15 protein-coding genes are annotated in these 16,977 nt (G+C 72.7%); 8 read left to right on the forward strand and 7 right to left on the reverse strand.

What is annotated here, in order from left to right; genetic code table 11:
- Nucleotides 1-315 precede the first annotated feature (315 nt).
- Nucleotides 316-1,245, forward strand: coding sequence for an oxidoreductase (locus tag ACFW9Z_RS14615; protein WP_384639587.1), 930 nt, complete (start codon nucleotides 316-318; stop codon nucleotides 1,243-1,245).
- A gap of 112 nt (nucleotides 1,246-1,357) precedes the next feature.
- Entirely contained in the window at nucleotides 1,358-2,143 is a 786-nt protein-coding gene (locus ACFW9Z_RS14620; RefSeq protein ID WP_384639589.1) for an SAM-dependent methyltransferase, read from the forward strand.
- Nucleotides 2,144-2,182: 39 nt separating this feature from the next.
- Here ACFW9Z_RS14620 and ACFW9Z_RS14625 read toward each other — a convergent pair whose 3' ends face one another.
- Nucleotides 2,183-2,866, reverse strand: a complete 684-nt coding sequence (locus ACFW9Z_RS14625; protein WP_384639592.1) for an HSP18 transcriptional regulator — start codon at nucleotides 2,864-2,866, stop codon at nucleotides 2,183-2,185.
- A gap of 129 nt (nucleotides 2,867-2,995) precedes the next feature.
- Here ACFW9Z_RS14625 and ACFW9Z_RS14630 point away from each other — a divergent pair, with 129 nt between their 5' ends.
- The 3 genes from ACFW9Z_RS14630 to ACFW9Z_RS14640 all read left to right on the forward strand — a co-directional run bounded on the left by ACFW9Z_RS14630 (nucleotide 2,996) and on the right by ACFW9Z_RS14640 (nucleotide 4,488).
- Nucleotides 2,996-3,454, forward strand: a complete 459-nt coding sequence (locus ACFW9Z_RS14630; RefSeq protein WP_384639595.1) for an Hsp20/alpha crystallin family protein — start codon at nucleotides 2,996-2,998, stop codon at nucleotides 3,452-3,454.
- Between the two features lie 103 nt (nucleotides 3,455-3,557).
- A complete protein-coding gene (locus ACFW9Z_RS14635) occupies nucleotides 3,558-3,953 on the forward strand; it encodes a DUF2267 domain-containing protein (RefSeq protein ID WP_384639598.1) in 396 nt (131 codons plus the stop codon).
- 97 nt (nucleotides 3,954-4,050) lie between these two features.
- On the forward strand, nucleotides 4,051-4,488 hold the full coding sequence (locus ACFW9Z_RS14640) for a DUF2267 domain-containing protein (protein ID WP_384640004.1): 438 nt from the start codon (nucleotides 4,051-4,053) through the stop codon (nucleotides 4,486-4,488).
- A 58-nt stretch (nucleotides 4,489-4,546) separates the two neighbouring features.
- On the opposite strand, the gene ACFW9Z_RS14645 is transcribed toward ACFW9Z_RS14640, so the two are convergent.
- Nucleotides 4,547-6,385 (reverse strand): SIP domain-containing protein, encoded by a 1,839-nt coding sequence (locus tag ACFW9Z_RS14645; protein ID WP_384639601.1) that lies wholly within the window; start codon nucleotides 6,383-6,385, stop codon nucleotides 4,547-4,549.
- Nucleotides 6,386-6,567: 182 nt separating this feature from the next.
- On the opposite strand from ACFW9Z_RS14645, the gene ACFW9Z_RS14650 reads away from it, so the two are divergent.
- A complete protein-coding gene (locus ACFW9Z_RS14650; protein WP_384639604.1) occupies nucleotides 6,568-8,376 on the forward strand; it encodes an ABC transporter ATP-binding protein in 1,809 nt (602 codons plus the stop codon).
- Nucleotides 8,369-10,072, forward strand: a complete 1,704-nt coding sequence (locus tag ACFW9Z_RS14655; protein ID WP_384639607.1) for an ABC transporter ATP-binding protein — start codon at nucleotides 8,369-8,371, stop codon at nucleotides 10,070-10,072. Before ACFW9Z_RS14650 ends, ACFW9Z_RS14655 begins: the two co-directional genes overlap by 8 nt.
- A 7-nt stretch (nucleotides 10,073-10,079) precedes the next feature.
- Here ACFW9Z_RS14655 and ACFW9Z_RS14660 read toward each other — a convergent pair whose 3' ends face one another.
- The 4 genes from ACFW9Z_RS14660 to ACFW9Z_RS14675 are packed head-to-tail and all read right to left on the reverse strand — an operon-like array spanning nucleotide 10,080 to nucleotide 14,076.
- Nucleotides 10,080-11,123, reverse strand: a complete 1,044-nt coding sequence (locus tag ACFW9Z_RS14660) for an ABC transporter substrate-binding protein (RefSeq protein ID WP_384639610.1) — start codon at nucleotides 11,121-11,123, stop codon at nucleotides 10,080-10,082.
- A 3-nt stretch (nucleotides 11,124-11,126) separates the two neighbouring features.
- Nucleotides 11,127-11,930, reverse strand: a complete 804-nt coding sequence (locus ACFW9Z_RS14665; protein WP_384639613.1) for an ABC transporter ATP-binding protein — start codon at nucleotides 11,928-11,930, stop codon at nucleotides 11,127-11,129.
- On the reverse strand, nucleotides 11,927-13,024 hold the full coding sequence (locus tag ACFW9Z_RS14670) for a FecCD family ABC transporter permease (protein ID WP_384639615.1): 1,098 nt from the start codon (nucleotides 13,022-13,024) through the stop codon (nucleotides 11,927-11,929). Before ACFW9Z_RS14670 ends, ACFW9Z_RS14665 begins: the two co-directional genes overlap by 4 nt.
- Nucleotides 13,024-14,076, reverse strand: a complete 1,053-nt coding sequence (locus tag ACFW9Z_RS14675; protein ID WP_384639618.1) for a FecCD family ABC transporter permease — start codon at nucleotides 14,074-14,076, stop codon at nucleotides 13,024-13,026. Before ACFW9Z_RS14675 ends, ACFW9Z_RS14670 begins: the two co-directional genes overlap by 1 nt.
- Before the next feature lie 137 nt (nucleotides 14,077-14,213).
- Here ACFW9Z_RS14675 and ACFW9Z_RS14680 point away from each other — a divergent pair, with 137 nt between their 5' ends.
- Nucleotides 14,214-15,020, forward strand: coding sequence for an AraC family transcriptional regulator (locus ACFW9Z_RS14680; protein ID WP_384639620.1), 807 nt, complete (start codon nucleotides 14,214-14,216; stop codon nucleotides 15,018-15,020).
- 19 nt (nucleotides 15,021-15,039) lie between these two features.
- On the opposite strand, the gene ACFW9Z_RS14685 is transcribed toward ACFW9Z_RS14680, so the two are convergent.
- Nucleotides 15,040-16,509: a SulP family inorganic anion transporter gene (locus ACFW9Z_RS14685; protein WP_384639623.1), complete on the reverse strand. Its 1,470-nt coding sequence runs from the start codon at nucleotides 16,507-16,509 to the stop codon at nucleotides 15,040-15,042.
- Nucleotides 16,510-16,977: the final 468 nt, after the last annotated feature.

A 16,977-nucleotide genomic window follows, 5' to 3' on the forward strand; every position in this document is an offset into this window, starting at 1 on the left:
GAGTTGCCGACACCCAGGGGAACTGTAGGCACAACTCGTCCGGTCGCGGGCTCGATTAGGCCAAGGGGGTGAATCGCAGTGCCTGTGGCGGGAGCACGTGTCACATCCGAGGGGGGCGATCCGTCATAAGAGTGTAGTGACCGACGACGGCGAAGGAGCCGAAAGATGAACGCCCGACTGAACGTGTTCGGCAGTCCGACCACGGGCACGGTCCGCGGTCGAACGTCATCGTTCGGCAGCCCGCGGGCGGCCATGAGGCGGGCCGGTTCGCCTGACCGGCGTGTGACCCGGCCCCCGCCGGGGAGGTGTGGGGGTATGAGCTCCTGGAAACTCCACGACATGCCCGACCTCTCCGGCAGGACCGCCGTGGTCACCGGCGCCAACAGCGGCATCGGGGCGGTCACCGCACTCGCCCTGGCCCGCTCCGGTGCCCGTACCGTCCTCGCCTGCCGGGACGCCGAGCGTGGGCGGCGCGCGCTGGAGGCCGTGCGCCGTGCCGCGCCGCGTTCGGATGCCCGGCTCGTCCGGCTGGACCTGGCGGATCTGGGCTCGGTGGCCGAGGCGGCCGACGCCCTCGCGAAGGAGGTGGACGGCCGTCTCGACCTCCTGGTGAACAACGCCGGGGTGATGGCCCTGCCGCCCCTGCGTACGGCGGACGGCTTCGAGATGCAGTTCGGCACCAACCATCTCGGCCACTTCGCGCTGACCCTCCGGCTGCTGCCGGTGCTCGGTGTGAACGGACCGGCCCGGGTGGTGACCCTCTCCTCGCTGGGCCACCGGATCGGCCGCATCGACCTCGAGAACCTCAACGCCGAACGTGGGTACAGCAAGTGGGGCGCCTACGCGCAGTCCAAGCTCGCCAACCTGCTCTTCACCGCGGAACTGGACCGGCGGGCCCGGGCCTCGGGCCGGGACCTCACCGCCCTGGCCGCCCACCCCGGCCTCGCCGCCACGGAGCTGGGGCAGGCGGGCCCGAAGCTGTCCGGCCGGAGGTGGGCGGCCAGGCTGGAGCGGGCCTCGCGGCTGTACACCCAGCCCGCCTCCGCCGGGGCCCTGCCCACGCTGTACGCGGCGACCCTGCCGGCCGCGCCCGGCGGCTCGTACTACGGCCCCGGGTGTCTGGGCGAGACCAGGGGAGCCCCGGCCGAGGCCCGTACCTCCGCCCGGGCGCGGGACATGGTCATGGCGCGGGCGCTGTGGGAGGAGTCGGCGCGCCTCACCGGACTGGACCCGGACGCCGTCTGAAGCGGAGTCGGGACCGGCGGGGAACGGAATGGCGATGTACGGTCAGCTCAGGGCTCTCACCGGTGGTTATACGGTCGACGGGCCTTGGACGGACAGTGAGTGGAGGAGAGACATGAGCGTCGACGACGTCGAGTTCCGCCGCAGGATCCGCTCCGATGTCCCGCACTCGGCGAGGGTGTGGAACGCCTGGCTGGGCGGCAAGGACCACTACCCGGTGGACCGCGAGCTGGCCGACGCGGTGAGCGCCGCCTACCCGCAGATGGTCGACATCGCCCGGGCCTCCCGCGCGTTCCAGGCCCGGGCGATCCGGCACCTCTCCTCGCTGGGCGTACGCCAGTTCCTGGACGTGGGCACCGGCCTGCCGGTGGCGAACAGCACCCACGAGGTGGCGCAGGGCATCACGCCCGACGCGCGGATCGTCTACGTCGACAACGACCCCATCGTCCTCGCCCACGCACACGCCCTGCTGACCAGCGCCCCCGAGGGCCGTACGGCTTATGTGGACGCCGATCTCTCCGAGACGGACACGGTGGTGGACGAGGCGGCGAAGACGCTCGACCTCTCCGAGCCGGTCGCCGTGCTGCTGCTGTCGACGCTGGGGCACCTGACCCCGGCCGACGGCATCAGGGTCGTCCAGCAGTACATGGCCCGGATGCCCTCGGGCAGCTACCTGGTGCTCTGCGACACGGTGAAGACGCCGCAGACGCTGGCCGCGCAGGAGGCGTACGACTCCGGCGAGAACCCGCCGTACCTGGTCCGGGAGCCGGAGGAGATCACGGACTGCGCCGAGGGCCTGGAGATCATCGAGCCGGGCTTCCTGTCGATCGCGCTGTGGCGTCCGGAGGAGGAGGATCCGGTGCTGGTCGACCAGTGGGGGCTGGTGGCCCGCAAGCCGTAAGGGGCTGAGCGGCGCAGGGCTTCCGGAGCCCTCCGCCGCTCAGGTGTTCTGCCGACGGGCCGCGGTGTCCTCGCGCAGCTCTCCGGTGCGGCGGGTCAGCGAGTCGATCCGCTCGGCCAGGTGGTGCTGGTCCGGCGGCAGATGGGGCCGGACCGCCGCGAGCGGGGCGACGAGGAGCGCGGCGTCGTCGGCGGCCAGCGCCCGGCGCAAGTGGTCCAGCGGGGGCTCCGCAGGGGTAGGAAGGCCGGTCAGGGCGGTGACCTGACCGGCGAGCGAGCGCAGGTCGCCCGCGTTCTCCCTGGCCCAGGTGGTGATGGTGCGGTCGGCCGCACGCCGGTCCCGGGTGGCCTTGACCCGCTGCTCCCCGGTGGAGCCCAGTGAGCCCGGCCGCAGCCGCAGATAGCGGCGCTCGGCCGCCTGCCGGCTGGCCACCCCGAGCGGATCCGCCAGGTCGGCCCAGCTCGCCCCCGCCGCACGGGCGGCCTCGATCAGCCCGGTCTCCCAGCCCGCGAGCCGCTCCCGCACCTCCCGCAGCAGGTGGAGCGAGGCCAGCGCCTGAGCCCGGTCCGGACCGTCCGCCGAACCCTCGGGCCGGTCCGCCGTGGCGGCCCGGGCACCCCGGACCGCGTCGTCGATGGCCCCCAGCGCCGCCGCCGCGGCGAGGAGGGAGACGGCGTCCGGATCGGTGTGGCGGGTCTGATCGGGCTGCTCCGATGCTGGCACGGTGACTCCTTCTGCGTGGCTGTCGTCCTTTCGGTGACATTTCATTTGTCATCGAATGGATGACATGTTACAACGGTGTCAGGTGAAACGCGCGGGCTACCGCCCGACCGAACTGGAGGTGTTTCCGCAATGCTCATGCGTACCGACCCCTTCCGCGAACTCGACCGGATCACCGAGCAGATCCTGCGCCCCGGCACCTGGTCGCGGCCCTCGGCGATGCCGATGGACGCGTACCGCGAGGGCGAGGAGTACGTGGTGGCGTTCGATCTTCCCGGTGTCTCGCCGGACGCGATCGACATCGACGTCGAGCGCAACATGCTGACCGTCCGGGCCGAGCGCCGCCCGGCCGTCGACACCGACAACGTGCAGATGGAGCTCTCCGAGCGCCCGCTGGGTGTGTTCTCCCGGCAGATCGTCCTGGCCGACACCCTGGACACCGAACGCATCGACGCCGACTACGACGCGGGTGTACTGACCCTGCGCATCCCGATCGCCGAGCGGGCCAAGCCCCGCAAGATCTCCGTGGGCGGGAGCTCCTCGCACAAGCAGATCAAGCAGACCAGGCAGACCAGGCAGATCAAGGGCTGAACCGGTACGCCCGTCTCCGAGACGGGGGCCGGGCCGGACCTTATCCCCCTGCCCGGCCCGTCCCCCGTCCCCCGAGGGGGGACGACCCGAGGGAGCGGTCACCGTGACCCTGCGATGGGAGGCGTTCCTGGACCGGGTCCAGGAACGCGGCACGTACGAGAGCCGGGACGAGGCCGAGCGCGCCGCACGCGTCGTGCTGGCCCTGCTCGGCGCCCACCTGGTGGGCCGGGAGCGGGCCGAACTGGCCGCCCGGCTCCCCGAGACCATGGCCCTGATCCTGCTCAATCCGCTCCAGGCCGCCGAACCGCTCTCGCCGGAGCGTTTCGTCCGCGCCACGGCGGCCTGGATCGAGGGCGCCACCGAACGGACCGCCGTATGGGACGTGGGAGCCGTCCTCAGCGTCGCCGCCGAAGCGGCGGGCGAGGACCTCCTGCGCCGCATCCTGCTGCAACTGCCGACGGGGTACGACCTCCTCTTCGGCCATCCACAGTCCCCGTGACCGCCTTGATACCCCCCAGGGGGTGTACGGCGGCACTTTCGGAGAAGAAGCCAGAGACCACCGACACCGCATGACGACGAGAAGGGCTTCCGCCGCCATGATTCCTGAGCCCCGGACCATCGCCGCCCCGAAGGCCATGACGTTCGACCGGCTGCTGGAGAAGATCAGATACGAGGGTGCCTACCCCACCCGGGAGCGGGCCGAGGAGGCCCTGCGCGCCGTACTGGGCGGGCTGGGCCGACAGGTCACCGGGGAGGAGCGGGTCGAGTTCGCCGCCGCGCTCCCCAGGGAGGCCGCCCTGGTGTTCACCGCCGAGGCCCCCGGCATCCACCCCGCCCCCGCCGTCCGCTTCGTGGACGACCTGGCAGCGCGGACCGGCGGCACTGCGGCCACCGCCCGCTGGGACGCGGGCACCGTGCTGACGGCGGTCTCCGCCCTGATGGACCCGGCCCTCGTCACCCGGATCATCGAGGGGCTGCCGACCGGCTACGCCCTCCTCTTCGGCCGAGCCCAGCTCCTCACCACGGCGGCCTGAGCCGGGCCCGGCCCGCGCCCCGGGCCCTGCTCGGTGACGCCCCGCCCGCGCCGGGGCGTCACCGGCCGGCCGGGCGCTCCAGCACCCACAGCCGGTGGTCCCAGCCGATGTCGTCGCAGCGGCGCACCCGCAGACCGGCCCGAGCGGCCAGGGCGCCCAGCTCGTCCTGCGAGCGCAGCCCCGAGCCGAACAGGCAGGCCAGCCGCAGGTGTTGGAGCGTGGCGTCCTCGTCCCCGGCCACGGGGCGGATCTGCTCGACCAGGAGCAGCGTCCCGTCCGGGGGCAGGGCGGCGGCCGCCTCGGTGAGTGCCAGTACGGCGTCCTCGTCGGCCAGCCGTTCCAGAAGGCGCGAGACCAGGACGGTGCTGCCCCCATGCGGCACCGGCCCGGTCTGCGGGATCAGTTCGACGTTGGGGGAGACGTCGGTGTCGAGGATCTGCTCGTCGAGCACCCGGAGTTCGGACGGCAGCGCCGCGATCCGTACGCGCAATGCGGGATGCGCCTTGACCAGGGCGTTCACCAGCGTGCCGACCCCGTGGCCGCCCGCCGTCAGGGTGGCGACGGAGGCCCAGTCGTACGCCCCCGACACTCCGGGCGCGACCCAGCGGGCCTCCTCCTCCACGGCCGCGCGTGCCGTACCCGCCAGCCGCTCGTCGGTGCGCATGGCGGTGGCCACCCAGTCGCCGCCGGGGGTCCGGTAGCCGGGCTCGCCGGTACGGAGTGTGTGCAGCAGGCCCGAGAGGGAGAGGTCCATCGCCGCCTGCGCGCCGCCCAGGTGGTACTCGTCCGACGAGTGGTCGTCCTCGACCAGCTCCTCGGACACCGGGGTCAGCCGGTGGCCCCCGCCGTCCTCCTCCAGCAGCCCGATCGCCACCAGGTACGCCAGCAGCGCGCCGAGCAGCGACGGGTCCGTGCCCGTCCGGCGGGCCAGCTCGGCGGAGCCGGACACCCCGGCGCGTACGAGGTCGAAGAGGCCGAGGGTGACAGCGGTCCGGATGGCGAAACCCGGTGCCAGGTCGGTGAGTTCGTGCAGCCGGTCGTGTGCTTCCTCGTCCTCCCGTACGGCGTCCGCCGACGCCCCCGGGGCCGGGTCGGTGCGCCGCCAGTACCCCGTGAAGTGGCTCTGCCCGCGCGGCACCCCGCGCTCGACGGCGATGTGGCGGCGGATGCCCTTGAGCGTGATGGCCTCGCCCGCCGCCCAGACGTAGACCGCGCCGGGCAGCCACTCCATGGACCGGACCGCCTGCTCCAGGAGATCGGTGGTCCCGGCGGGGGCGCCGTCGCGGAACAGCCAGGTGACGGTGGCGTCGGCGGCGGTCGGCAGCTCCTGCCGGTGGCTCTCCTCGCCCACCTCGATGAAGACCCGGGCCCGGGTGCCCGCAGGCATCTCGGCCAGCCACCGGGCGATCGCGGGCAGCGCCGTCTCGTCACCGATCACCAGCAGCCAGTCCGCGCCCTCCGGATGGCCGTGCGACATCTTCGGCCCGGCGATCCAGGTCACCTCACCGGGCTTCACCCGCTGCGCCCAGGCCGAGGCCACCCCGCCCTCGTGCCGGACGAAGTCGAAGTCGATCTCCCCGGCCTCCGGGTCGAACCGTACCGGCGTGTAGTCCTTGGCCAGCGGCCGGGCGTCCACCGGCCACTCCAGGCTGCTGACGTTCTGCCCCGGCAGCACCGGCGGCGCGTCGCCCTCCGCGAAGAAGAACTTCACATGGTCGTCGAACCCCTCCGTGCGCAGCGCCGGAAGATCCAGCCCGTCCCGGTGGAACGCGTGCAACTGCGGGCCGCCGAGGGTGACCCGGCGCATGCCCGGGGTGACGTCCGCGACGCGCAGCACCGTCAGCTCCCTCAGCACGATGGGGAACGTGACGACGGGGCGGGGGTTGCGGGTGGACACAGCTGCTGCTCCTTCGGATCCGGTACGCCCCCAGGCTAGGCCGGACGAGTGAGCTGCGATCCAACCCGCCGTCCAGCCGGTGCCACTGCGCGCCCCGTTCCGGGCGGGCTGCCCCGCTGAGGGCCCGCGGCTTCGACCGGCCGCTCTCTGCCTTGGACCACGGCCGGAGCCCCGCTCCTACGGTGACCGGACCCGCCCGCACCGCCGCCGCCCGTGACCGAGGACAGCAGCCGCCCGTGATCTTCTCCCGCAGCCCCGCCGACCCCGCGATACGGCTCCTCCGCCATGCCCTCTCCCAGGTCCGGGGCCACTTCCTGCGCTCGGTGGCCTGGGCCGCCCTGCGGCAGAGCGCCTTCCTGGCCATGCCCTGGCTGCTGGGCCGGGCCGTCGACGAGGGGGTGCAGGCCGGATCGCCCGGCGGTGCCCTGCTGTACGGGGGTGGCTTCCTGGCCGCCGCCTGTGTCGAGTACGCCGGGATGCGGGGCTGGCAACTGTGGGCCACGCTCGCCGACAACCGGGCCGGGACCTGGCTGCGCACCCGGCTGCTGCGGGCGATCCTCGCCGTCGACACCGACACCCTCCAGCGCCGCACCGGCACCTTCGGTGACCTGACCACCCGCGCCACCCGCGATGTGGACACCGTTGTCGTCTGGATCCACGGCCTGACGACCTGGGTGGTCATCGGCCTCACCGCGCTCGTCCTGGTCCCGGCCGTCGGCGGGCTCGACCCGCTCCTCCTGCTGGTCGCCGCCGCCACCGTCCCCGTACTCCTCGTCGTCAACCGGGTGTTCCCGCCGCTCTTCGGCCGCCGCGCCGAGCACCTCGCGGCGGCCCACGGGGCCCGTGGCTCCGCCGCCGACGAACTCCTCTCCGCCCTCCTGCCGCTGCGGGGCGTCGGCGCCGACCACGTCCTGGTGGAGCGGCACCACCGGCACAGCGCCGAGGTGACCCGGTCGACGAAGCGGCTCGCCTCGGTGGGATCGGTGTGGGAGGCCGTCGCGTTCTCCGTCCCGCTGCTGGCGGTCACCGCCGGGCTGCTGGCCGGTGGTCTCGCCGTGGCCGACGGGCGGATCACGGTGGGGGCGCTGACCACCTTCGTCCTCTGGATGGGTACGGTCTCCCTCGCCGTCAACGCGATGATCGCCCGCCTCGGGGACTTCGCCGAGGCCCGGGTCGCGGCGGACCGGATCGCCCGCGTCCTGGACCTGCCCGAACCACCCCGCCCGTACGTCGATCTGCCCGGGCGGGACGTCCTGCGGGTGGACGGGCTGACCGTACGGCGCCCCGACCGTGCGGCCGTCGGGCCACTGACCCTGACCGCCGCCCCCGGTGAGTGGGTGGTGCTCACCGGCCCCACCGGCTCGGGCAAGAGCACCCTGCTCCGCGCGATCGCCCAGCTCGTGCCCGCCTCCGGCACCGCCGCCTTCGGGGACGTACGGCTGGATGCCCTGGACCCGGAACAGCTCCATCGCCTGGTGGGCCTCGTCCCGGAAGGGCCTCTCCTGCTGAACGGGACCGTCACCGAGAACCTTCTCCTCCCCGGCGACCGCCCACCCGCCGAGGTCGCCGCCGCCGCGCACACCGCCGGACTGGACCTGGCCCTCGCCCAGTTGCCCGAGGGCCTGGAGACCGAGGTGGGGGAGCGCGGCGGTGCGCTCTCCGGCGGACAGCGTCAACTGGTCACCCTGGCCCGGGCGTTGCTGCGCGACTGCCCGGTGCTGCTGCTCGACGATGTGACCTCCGCCCTGGACGCGGCGACCGAGGCCGAGGTGCTGGACCGGCTCCGGGCCGCCACCACCGACCGGATCGTCCTCTTCGCCACCCACGCCCCCGCCGTCCGGGCCCGCGCCGACCGGGAGATCGCCCTCGCGGCGGCGACCGGCACAGGGGAGACCGCACCTTTGGGACCCGGCGCAGGGGAGACCGCACCTGTGGAACCCCGCGCCGGGGACACCGCGCCCGCTCGTGAACAGGAACCGCTCCATGGCTGAACCCACACTGCTCACCGACCTCCCCGACCAGCACGCCGTGTTCCGCCGGGCCGCCCCCTTTCTCGCCGGGCACCGCCTCGCCCTCGCCGCCACCGTCCTCCTCAACCTCGCCGGAGCCGGGGCCGCCGTCGGCGTCACCGCGGCGATCGGCCGGGTCATCGACGCGGCGGGCGGCGGCGACCGGGCGGGGCTGCTGCGCGGGGTGCTGCTCCTGCTGCTGCTCGTCGCGGGCAGCGGGGTCCTCACCTGGCTCTCCCGCTACTGGCTGATCCGGACCGGCGAACACGTCCTCGCCGGACTCCGCGAACGGGCCGTCGCCGCCGTGGGGTCGGCCCCGCTGCGGTTCCTGGAGGCCCACCGCAGCGGGGAGTTGCTGCGCAGGCTGACGGGCGAGATCAACGGGCTGGCCTCCTTCGCCGCCGCCACCCTGCCCGACCTCGCCACCGCCGCCGCGGTCCTCCTCCTCACCGTCGCCATGCTCGCCCTGTACTCCTGGCCGCTGACCGCCCTCCTGCTGCTCGCCTTCATCCCTCCCGCCCTGCTGATCGTGCGCGCGTTCCACCGCCGGGCCGGAGCCGTCTACGCCGAAGTGGCCTCCGCCGAGGCGGCGGTGGCCTCCGGGTTCGCCGAATCGCTGCCCGCGCAGGAGCAGTTGAGGATCAGCGGATCCGTACCACGCTGGCTGGAGCGGTTCGCCCGCGACAACGCCCGGCTCCAGGACGCCCAGAGCGCCGAGGTCCGCACCGAACTGCGCCTGAACCAGCTCGCGTTGCTCCAGGCGGCCTGTGTGGCGGGGCTGCTGGTGCTGAGCGCGGTCATGGTGGGCAAGGGGGCGCTGAGCGTCGGCGTGGCCGTGGTGTTCGTCCTCGCGACCCGGGACATCTTCCACCGCTTCGAGGATCTCGCGGGAGCAGTCGGGGACGCCCGCGAGGCCCACGTACGGCTCGCCCGGCTCCTGGACCTCCTGCGCGCGACCGGGGGAGCGGCACGCGAGACCGCCGGTCCCGCCCTGCCCGCCCGGGGCGAACTCACCCTGACCGGCGTCGGGTTCGGCTACCGCGAGGGGCGGAACGTGCTCGACGGGCTCACGCTCACCGTCGACAGCGGCGAACGGCTCGTCATCGCCGGGGAGACCGGCTCCGGCAAGTCCACCCTGGGCAAGCTCCTGGCGGGGATGTACGCCCCCGACCGGGGCACCGTCCGCTTCGCGGGCCATGACCTCGCCGCGGTGGACCCGGGCCGGCTCCGCTCCAGGATCGTCCTCGTACCGCAGGAGGTTCCCCTCGTCGACGGCACACTCGCGGAGAACCTGTCGATGACGGCGGGGAGTCCGGACCGGGCGGCCATGGACCGCACCCTCGGGCTGCTCGGGCTGACGGAGTGGGTGGACTCGCTCCCGTACGGGCTCGACACCGCCGTCTCCACCCGGACCCTCTCGGCCGGGGAGCGCCAACTCGTCGCCGTGGTACGGGCCGCGCTCACCGATCCGGCGGTGCTGATCCTGGACGAGGCGACCGCCGGGGTCGACCGCCGGGCCGCCGCCCGTATCGAGGAGGCGCTCTCCGCCCTGGCCGAGGACCGGACCCTCATCGTGATCGCCCACCGGGCGGACACCGTCGCCCGGGGCCGCCGTCTGCTGACCATGCCTGAAGGCCGCCTCACCGACATCGTGCGGGAGACGGCCGACAGGTCCTAAAGGCGGGTCACTTGCCCGCGACCGCCTTCGCCAGGATCGGCGTCAGGTTCTCCACCACCCAAGGGGCGCTGAGCGCGTCCGGGTAGGCGATCGCGGAGGCCAGGGTGTTCTCGGAGGGCACCACAGCGAAGTGCTTGTTCTTCACCACGTCCAGGGACTGGAAGAGCTTGTTGCTCTCCAGCTCCGAGGCCGAGAGCAGCCCCTCGTTGCCGAACGGGTAGGTCATCAGCAGGACGTCGGCCTCCAGCTCGTCCAGGTTCTCCAGGCTGACGCTGTCCTTGTCGGCGGAGTAGTTCTTGGACCGGGGGTGCTTCACCAGCCCCAACTGCTCGAAGACGCCCGGGTCCTGGTCGGCGAAGGACATATAGGTGATCTGCTCGGGGTGGACGACGGAGTAGGTGTACGTCTTCCCCTTGAACTCCGGGTGGGCCGCCGCCGCTTCCTTGACGGTCTTCTCGTTGGCCGCGATCACCTCCTCCGCCTTCTCCGTCAGCCCGAGCGCCTTGGCGGCGGTCTTGAGCCGCTCCTGCCAGGTCATGGTGTTGGCCTCCTTCTTGTCGGCGAAGGTGACGACCGGGGCGATCGGGGTGAGCTTGGCGTAGTCGGTGTCCATCTCCCAGGTGTTGACCCCGAGGATGATGTCCGGCTCCTCGGCGGCTATCGCCTCGTAGTCGGTGCCGTCCGTGTTGTCGTACGTCTTGAGCTTCTTCTCGCCCAGCTTCTCGATCGCCCGCTGCTTGTACTCGGCGACCGGGTCGCCGTCCTCCACGTCCGGGGTGATCACCGGGACCAGACCGAGCGCCAGGGCGATGGAGGTGTCGCCGTCGGAGACGGTGGCAACCCGGAGCGGCTTCTCCTTGACCTCCGTACGGCCCCAGGCGTTGGTCAGGGCGACGGGGAAGGAGCCGTCACCGGCAGCGGCAGCCTTCCCGTCCTTCCCGCCGGACGAACCGGTGTCGGAGGAGCCCCCGCAGGCGGTGAGGAGGCCGAGGCAGGTGGCGGAGGCGAGCAGGGCGGCGGTGAGCGGCCGACGGCGTACGGAAAGGGGCATGGTTCACTTCTCCAGCGTGAGGGTGCGGCGGCCCAGGGGGAAGATCTGGGGCTTCGCGGTACGGGGGTGGGGGACGACGACGCAGTTCAGACCGAACACGTCGGCGACGGTTTCCTCGGTGAGCACCTGCTCGGGCGGTCCCTGGTGCACGATCCGGCCGTCGCGCATGGCGACGATCGACGCGGCGTACAGGGCGGCCTGGTTGAGGTCGTGGGAGACCAGCACGATCGTCTTGCCGGTCTTCTCGTTGAGATCGCCCAGCAGGTCCATGACCTCGAACTGGTGGGCGATGTCCAGGTAGGTGGTGGGCTCGTCCAGCAGGAGCGCCGGGGTGTCCTGGGCGAGCGCGAGGGCGATCCAGACGCGTTGGCGCTGGCCGCCGGAGAGCTCGTCCACCGGCCGGTCGATCAGTTCGGCGGTCCCGGTGGCCAGGAGTGCGTCGGTGATCAGCCCGTCGTCGGCCGCCGTGCGCCGCTGGCCGAACCTGCGGTGCGGATGGCGGCCCCGCCAGACGAGATCGCCGACCGTGATGGACTCCGGGGCGACCGGGGACTGCGGCAGGATGCCCAGCTTCCGGGCCACCTCGCGGGTCGGCATCGCGTGGATGTCGGAGCCCTCCAGGAGCACCGAACCCGAGGCGATCGGCAGCAGCCGGGCGATGGACTTCAGCAGCGTGGACTTGCCGCAGGCGTTCGGGCCGACCAGCGCCGTGATCTCCCCGGCCGGGATCGCGACCGAGAGGCCGTCGATGACCGGGACCTTGCCGTACCCGGCGGTGATGGAGCGGGCTTCGATGTGGTGGGTCACGACGTGGCTCCGGGTCTGCGCCGAAGGATCAGCCAGACGAAGTAGGGCGCGCCGAGCAGCGCGGTGAGGACCCCGGTCGGGACCGGGCTGATCAGAGGGGCGTTCTGGGCGAGGACGTCCGCGCCGAGCACGAGGGCCGCGCCGACGAACGGGGCGAGGCCGAAGGCCCGGTCCGCGCCGACCAGCCGGGCCGCGATCGGCCCGCTGATCAGTGAGACGAACCCGATCGGCCCGACGACGCTCGTCGCGAGCGCCGCCGCAGCCGCGCCCAGGGCGAGGACGGCGACCCGGGCGCGGGGCACGGAGGTGCCGAGCCCGGTGGCCAGTTCGTCGCCGAGCGACATGGAGCCCAGCGGGCGGCCGAGCCGCGCCGCACAGAGCGCGCAGACGACGAGCCCGATGGCGAGGGTGGACACCCCGGTCCAGTCGACGCCGTTGACGCTGCCGATCAGCCAGCGCATCGCGACGGCGATGCTGTGCTGGTCGGCCAGGCTGAAGAGGTAGTTGGTGTACGCGGTGCAGACCCCGCTCAGCCCGATCCCCACCAGCACCAGCCGGTAGGTGTTGAGCCCGCCGCGCAGACTCAGCGCGTACACCAGGCCCAGCAGGACGAGCGACCCGGCGACGGCGGCGAGCGGTGTGCCGAACGGGAGAGCCGGGGCGAGCAGCAGCACGGTGGTGGCACCGGCGCCCGCGCCCGCCGAGATCCCGACGATGTCCGGTGTGGCCAGCGGGTTACGGATCAGCCGCTGGTACAGCGCCCCGGCCAGGCCGAACAGCGCACCGGAGAGCAGGGCGGCCAGGGCGCGCGGCATCCGGATGCGGAAGATCATGTAGTCGGCGAGTCCGGTACGCATCCCGAACGCGGCGGGCAGTACGTCGGCCGGGTCGACCCGCCCCACCCCGCCGAGGAGCACCGAGGCGACGAGCAGCCCGGTCAGCACCACGGTGAGGACGGTGACGGCGAGGACCGTACGCCGTGACCGGGCCCGCCGGTCCGCCCGCAGCCGGGCCAGGGTCGCCGTACGGAGCTCGGTCCCGGGCTCGGTCCCGGGCGCGGAGTCGGGTGCGGCGGAACGTATCAGCAGCTTCATCAGACACGCACCAGATTCCGGCGGCGGGCCAGCCAGACGAAGAACGGGGTGCCGACGACCGCCGTCATCACGCCCACCTGGATCTCGCCGTTGTCCAGCACCAGGCGGCCCGCGATGTCGGCGCCGATCAGCAGGATCGCCCCGCACGCCATCGACAGCGGCAGCGACCAGCGGTGGTCGGCCCCCGCCAGCATCCGGGCGCAGTGGGCGGCCACCAGGCCGACGAACGCCACCGGCCCCACGGCGGCGGTCGCGGCCGCGCAGAGCAGCACCGCCACCGCGGCGCCGAGGAGTTGGGCGCGCTCGACCCGGACCCCGAGCCCGCGCGCCGCGTCCTCGCCCATGCTCAGCACGTTGAGCGTGCGCCCGAACGGCAGCGCCAGCAGCAGTCCGGCGACCGCGAACGGCAGGATCTCGCCGAGCACCTTCGCCCGGCCGGTGAGCTGCCCCATCGACCAGAACCGCAGGTGCGCGTAGACCGCCTCGTCCCGGACGACCAGCAGGGTGATCAGCGAGGACATCACGGCGGCGAGCGCCACCCCGGCCAGCACGAGCCCGAGGGTGGAACTGCCCGCGTTGGTCCGGGTCCCGATCAGATAGACGAGCGCCGAGGTGACCCCGGCCCCGGCCAGGGCCAGCCAGAAATAGCCGGTGGCCCCGGTGATGTCGAGGAACAGGATGCCGAGGACGACGAACATCGCCGCGCCCTGCTCGACGCCCAGGATGCCGGGGTCGGCCAGCGGGTTCATCGTGAGCGCCTGCATCATCAGCCCCGAGGCGCCCAGCGCGGCCCCCACGGTCAGCCCGAGCAGGGTGCGCGGGATGCGTTCGGTCCACAGGACATGGCTGTTGTAGCCGGTGCCGTCGGGGTGCAGCAGGATGCGCACCACCTCCGGCGGGGAGATGTCACGGGAGCCGAGCGCGATGCTCGCGACGACCACGAGGAAGAGAACGGCGCAGGCGGCCACGACCAGCGCCGTACCGCGCGAGGAGGAGGTCCTCGCCGGTGACGGCGGTGGTGGTGACGTCACCGGCGGGGACGTGGCGTACATGGGGATTCCTGGGCTCCTCACCTGGGCAAGCGGCAGGTTAGGTTACCCTTAGCAAACGTGGGGGCGGTCCAATGCCGGAGCCGTTCCACTCACAATCAGGGGTCAAGAAACCGGCCCCGCGCTGCTTGGAGGACGGTGTGGCGGAAGCTGCCCTGCGGACCGTGGCCCCGACCGGAGCCGAGCCCGCGTCCGAGGTGCCGGCCGGAGCCGAGCCCGCGCCCGGGGCCCTGGTGGACGACGACTTCATCGCGGCCGGGGGACACCCGACCCATGTCCACGACTTCCACCAGTTCCTCCACGTACCGCTGGGCCGGATCGTCGTCACCGCCCTCGGCCGCGACCACGAGCTCTCCCCGTCGGTCGCGCTCTGGATCCCCGCCGGCATCCCGCACAGCGCCCGCTTCGACCGCGACTCCCTGGTGGTCCCGGAGAACTTCGACCCAGGGCTGCACCGCCTGCCCTACTCCGAGGTGACCAGCGTCAACGTCTCCGACGCCCAGCGGCGGCTGCTGCTCAGCCGGATGCGCGCCTCGGAGGTGACCGAGGAGGACCCGGCGGTCTTCGCCGTCCTGTGCTCCGGCCACCGTGACGTACTGCCGCTGCCCCAGCCCACCGGACGGTCCGCCGCGACCGTGGCCGGTGAGCTGATGCGCAACCCGGGGGACCCCCGTACGGCCTCCGAATGGGCCGAGAGCCTCTACACCAGCTCGACCAGCCTGCGCCGGGCCTTCCGCGCCGAGACGGGCCTGGCCTTCTCCGAGTGGCGGACCCGGCTCCGGCTGAACCACTCGCTGCAACTGCTCGCCGCCGGACACATGGTGAGCACGGTCGCCGCGCGGGTCGGCTTCGTTTCGACCAACGGCTACATCCTCGCCTTCCGCCGCTACTTCGGGGAGACGCCGGGCGCCTATGTGAAGCGCTCGGCGACCCGCACGGCGGCCTGAACCACACCGGGCCCCTGGGCTACCGGCGGATCGTCACCGGGTCGGTCTCCGCGTCGTTGTGGCGGCGCGCCCAGTTCTCCAGGGCCACCCGGCAGGCGTGGTCGAGGTGGCGCAGTCCGCTCAGGTCCAGCTCTATGGGCTGGTCCTGCGGCAGCTTCTCCAACTGCTCCAGGATGCGCGGCAGCCGCAGGAAGGTCGCGTTGCCGGTGAGCGTCACCACGACCCGGCCGCCGGTCAGCTCGCGGGTGGAGAGCTGTACGTGGGAGGTCTCCCAGGCCGACTTGACCACGGCCAGCAGCAGGCCGAGCACCACGCCCTCGAAGAGGTTGGTCACCACGATGGCCACGGCGGTGACCGCCAGCAGGATCGCCTCTCCGCGGTGTTCGCGCCAGAGCGGGCCGAACTCCTTCCATGGCACCAGCTTGCATCCGGCGTGCACCAGGATTCCGGCGAGCGAGGCGAGCGGGATGATGCCGATGGCGACGGGCAGCAGGGCCGCGAAGAGCAGCAGCCACAGACCGTGGGCGACCCGGGAGAGCGCGGTGGTGGCCCCGGCCTGGACGTTGGCGGCGCTGCGGACGATGACCGCGGTCATCGGCAGCGCGCCGAGCGCCCCGCAGATCGTGTTCCCCACGCCCTGCGCGACGAGCTCCTTGTCGTAGTCCGTACGGGGTCCGTCGTGCATCCGGTCGATGGCCGCCGCGCTGAACAGGCTCTCGGCCGAGGCGATCAGGGCGAAGGCGAGGACGGTGCCGATGACGGCCACGTTCGCCAGGTTGCCGAATTCGGCCGCGCCCGGCAGTTCGATGGCGTGCAGCAGGCCGTTCACATCGGCCACCAGGGGCCGCAGCCCGGCCAGGGCGGCGACGGCGGTGGCCAGACCGACCGCGGCGAGGGGCGCGGGGACGATCCGTACGCGGGCGGGCAGCTTCGGCCACAGCAGCAGGACGGCGACGGTCCCGGCGCCCAGGCCGAAGGCGGTCAGGGCCTCGTTGTTCGTGGCGATCTCGGCGGCCAGGCCGGGAAGCCCGGCGAGCTTGGCGAGCGCGGTGCCCGGCTGTTCGGTGTCGGCCATGGCGTACACCTGGCCCAGCACGATGACCAGGCCGATCCCGGCGAGCATCCCCTGCACCACGGAGACGGAGATGGCGCGGAACCAGCGGCCGAACCGCGCCACGCCCAGCACCACCTGGAGCAGTCCGGCGGCCAGGACGATCGGCCCGAGCGTGGCGAGGCCGAACTCGGTGACCGCCTCGTAGACGAGCACGGTGAGCCCGGCGGCGGGCCCGCTGACCTGGAGCTTGCTGCCCGGCAGCAGACCGACCACGAGGCCGCCGACGATGCCGGTGACCAGGCCCAGTTCGGCCGGTACGCCGGAGGCCACGGCGACGCCGAGGCAGAGGGGGAGGGCGACCAGGAAGACGACGAGTGACGCCATCAGGTCACGTCGTACGACGTGGGGGTTCTTGAGTTCCTTCACGGAGATCACGGGTGACGATTCCCTTGGGGGTGAGGTCCGCTCCCGGCGGGGGCCGGGCGCGGACGGGTGGGGGGCGGGAAGCCGTCAGAGGCGGCCGGACAACGGGCCGCTCTCCGGCCGGTGAACGCTGATCGAGCCGGGGTGCACTGCGCCACGGCTCACGCGGTGAGGTCTGGGGGGCCGGCCGGGCGCGGGGCGCGCGGTTTTCTTTGCGTTCGCGGCGTCGCGCCGGGTGAAAGTCCGGGGGTGTCCGACAAGCGGGTTCAAGGTGGCCTGCCTCCTGCATCCGGGGGTGCCGGGGAGCGGTGTGGTCGGGTCATATCGGCGAATGCGTTGCTTAAATACGTATGCGTGTTCGGAATTGGATACTGTGCCTCACCTCATGTTTTACCGGACGTTGAACGTGTCCAGCCATTCCTTTGACGTTCCGGCGGATACGAGTACACCTGAGCATATAGACCAGAACTTTGCTATCGC

This window comes from Streptomyces sp. NPDC059452 (genome assembly GCF_042750035.1).
Lineage (GTDB): Bacteria > Actinomycetota > Actinomycetes > Streptomycetales > Streptomycetaceae > Streptomyces.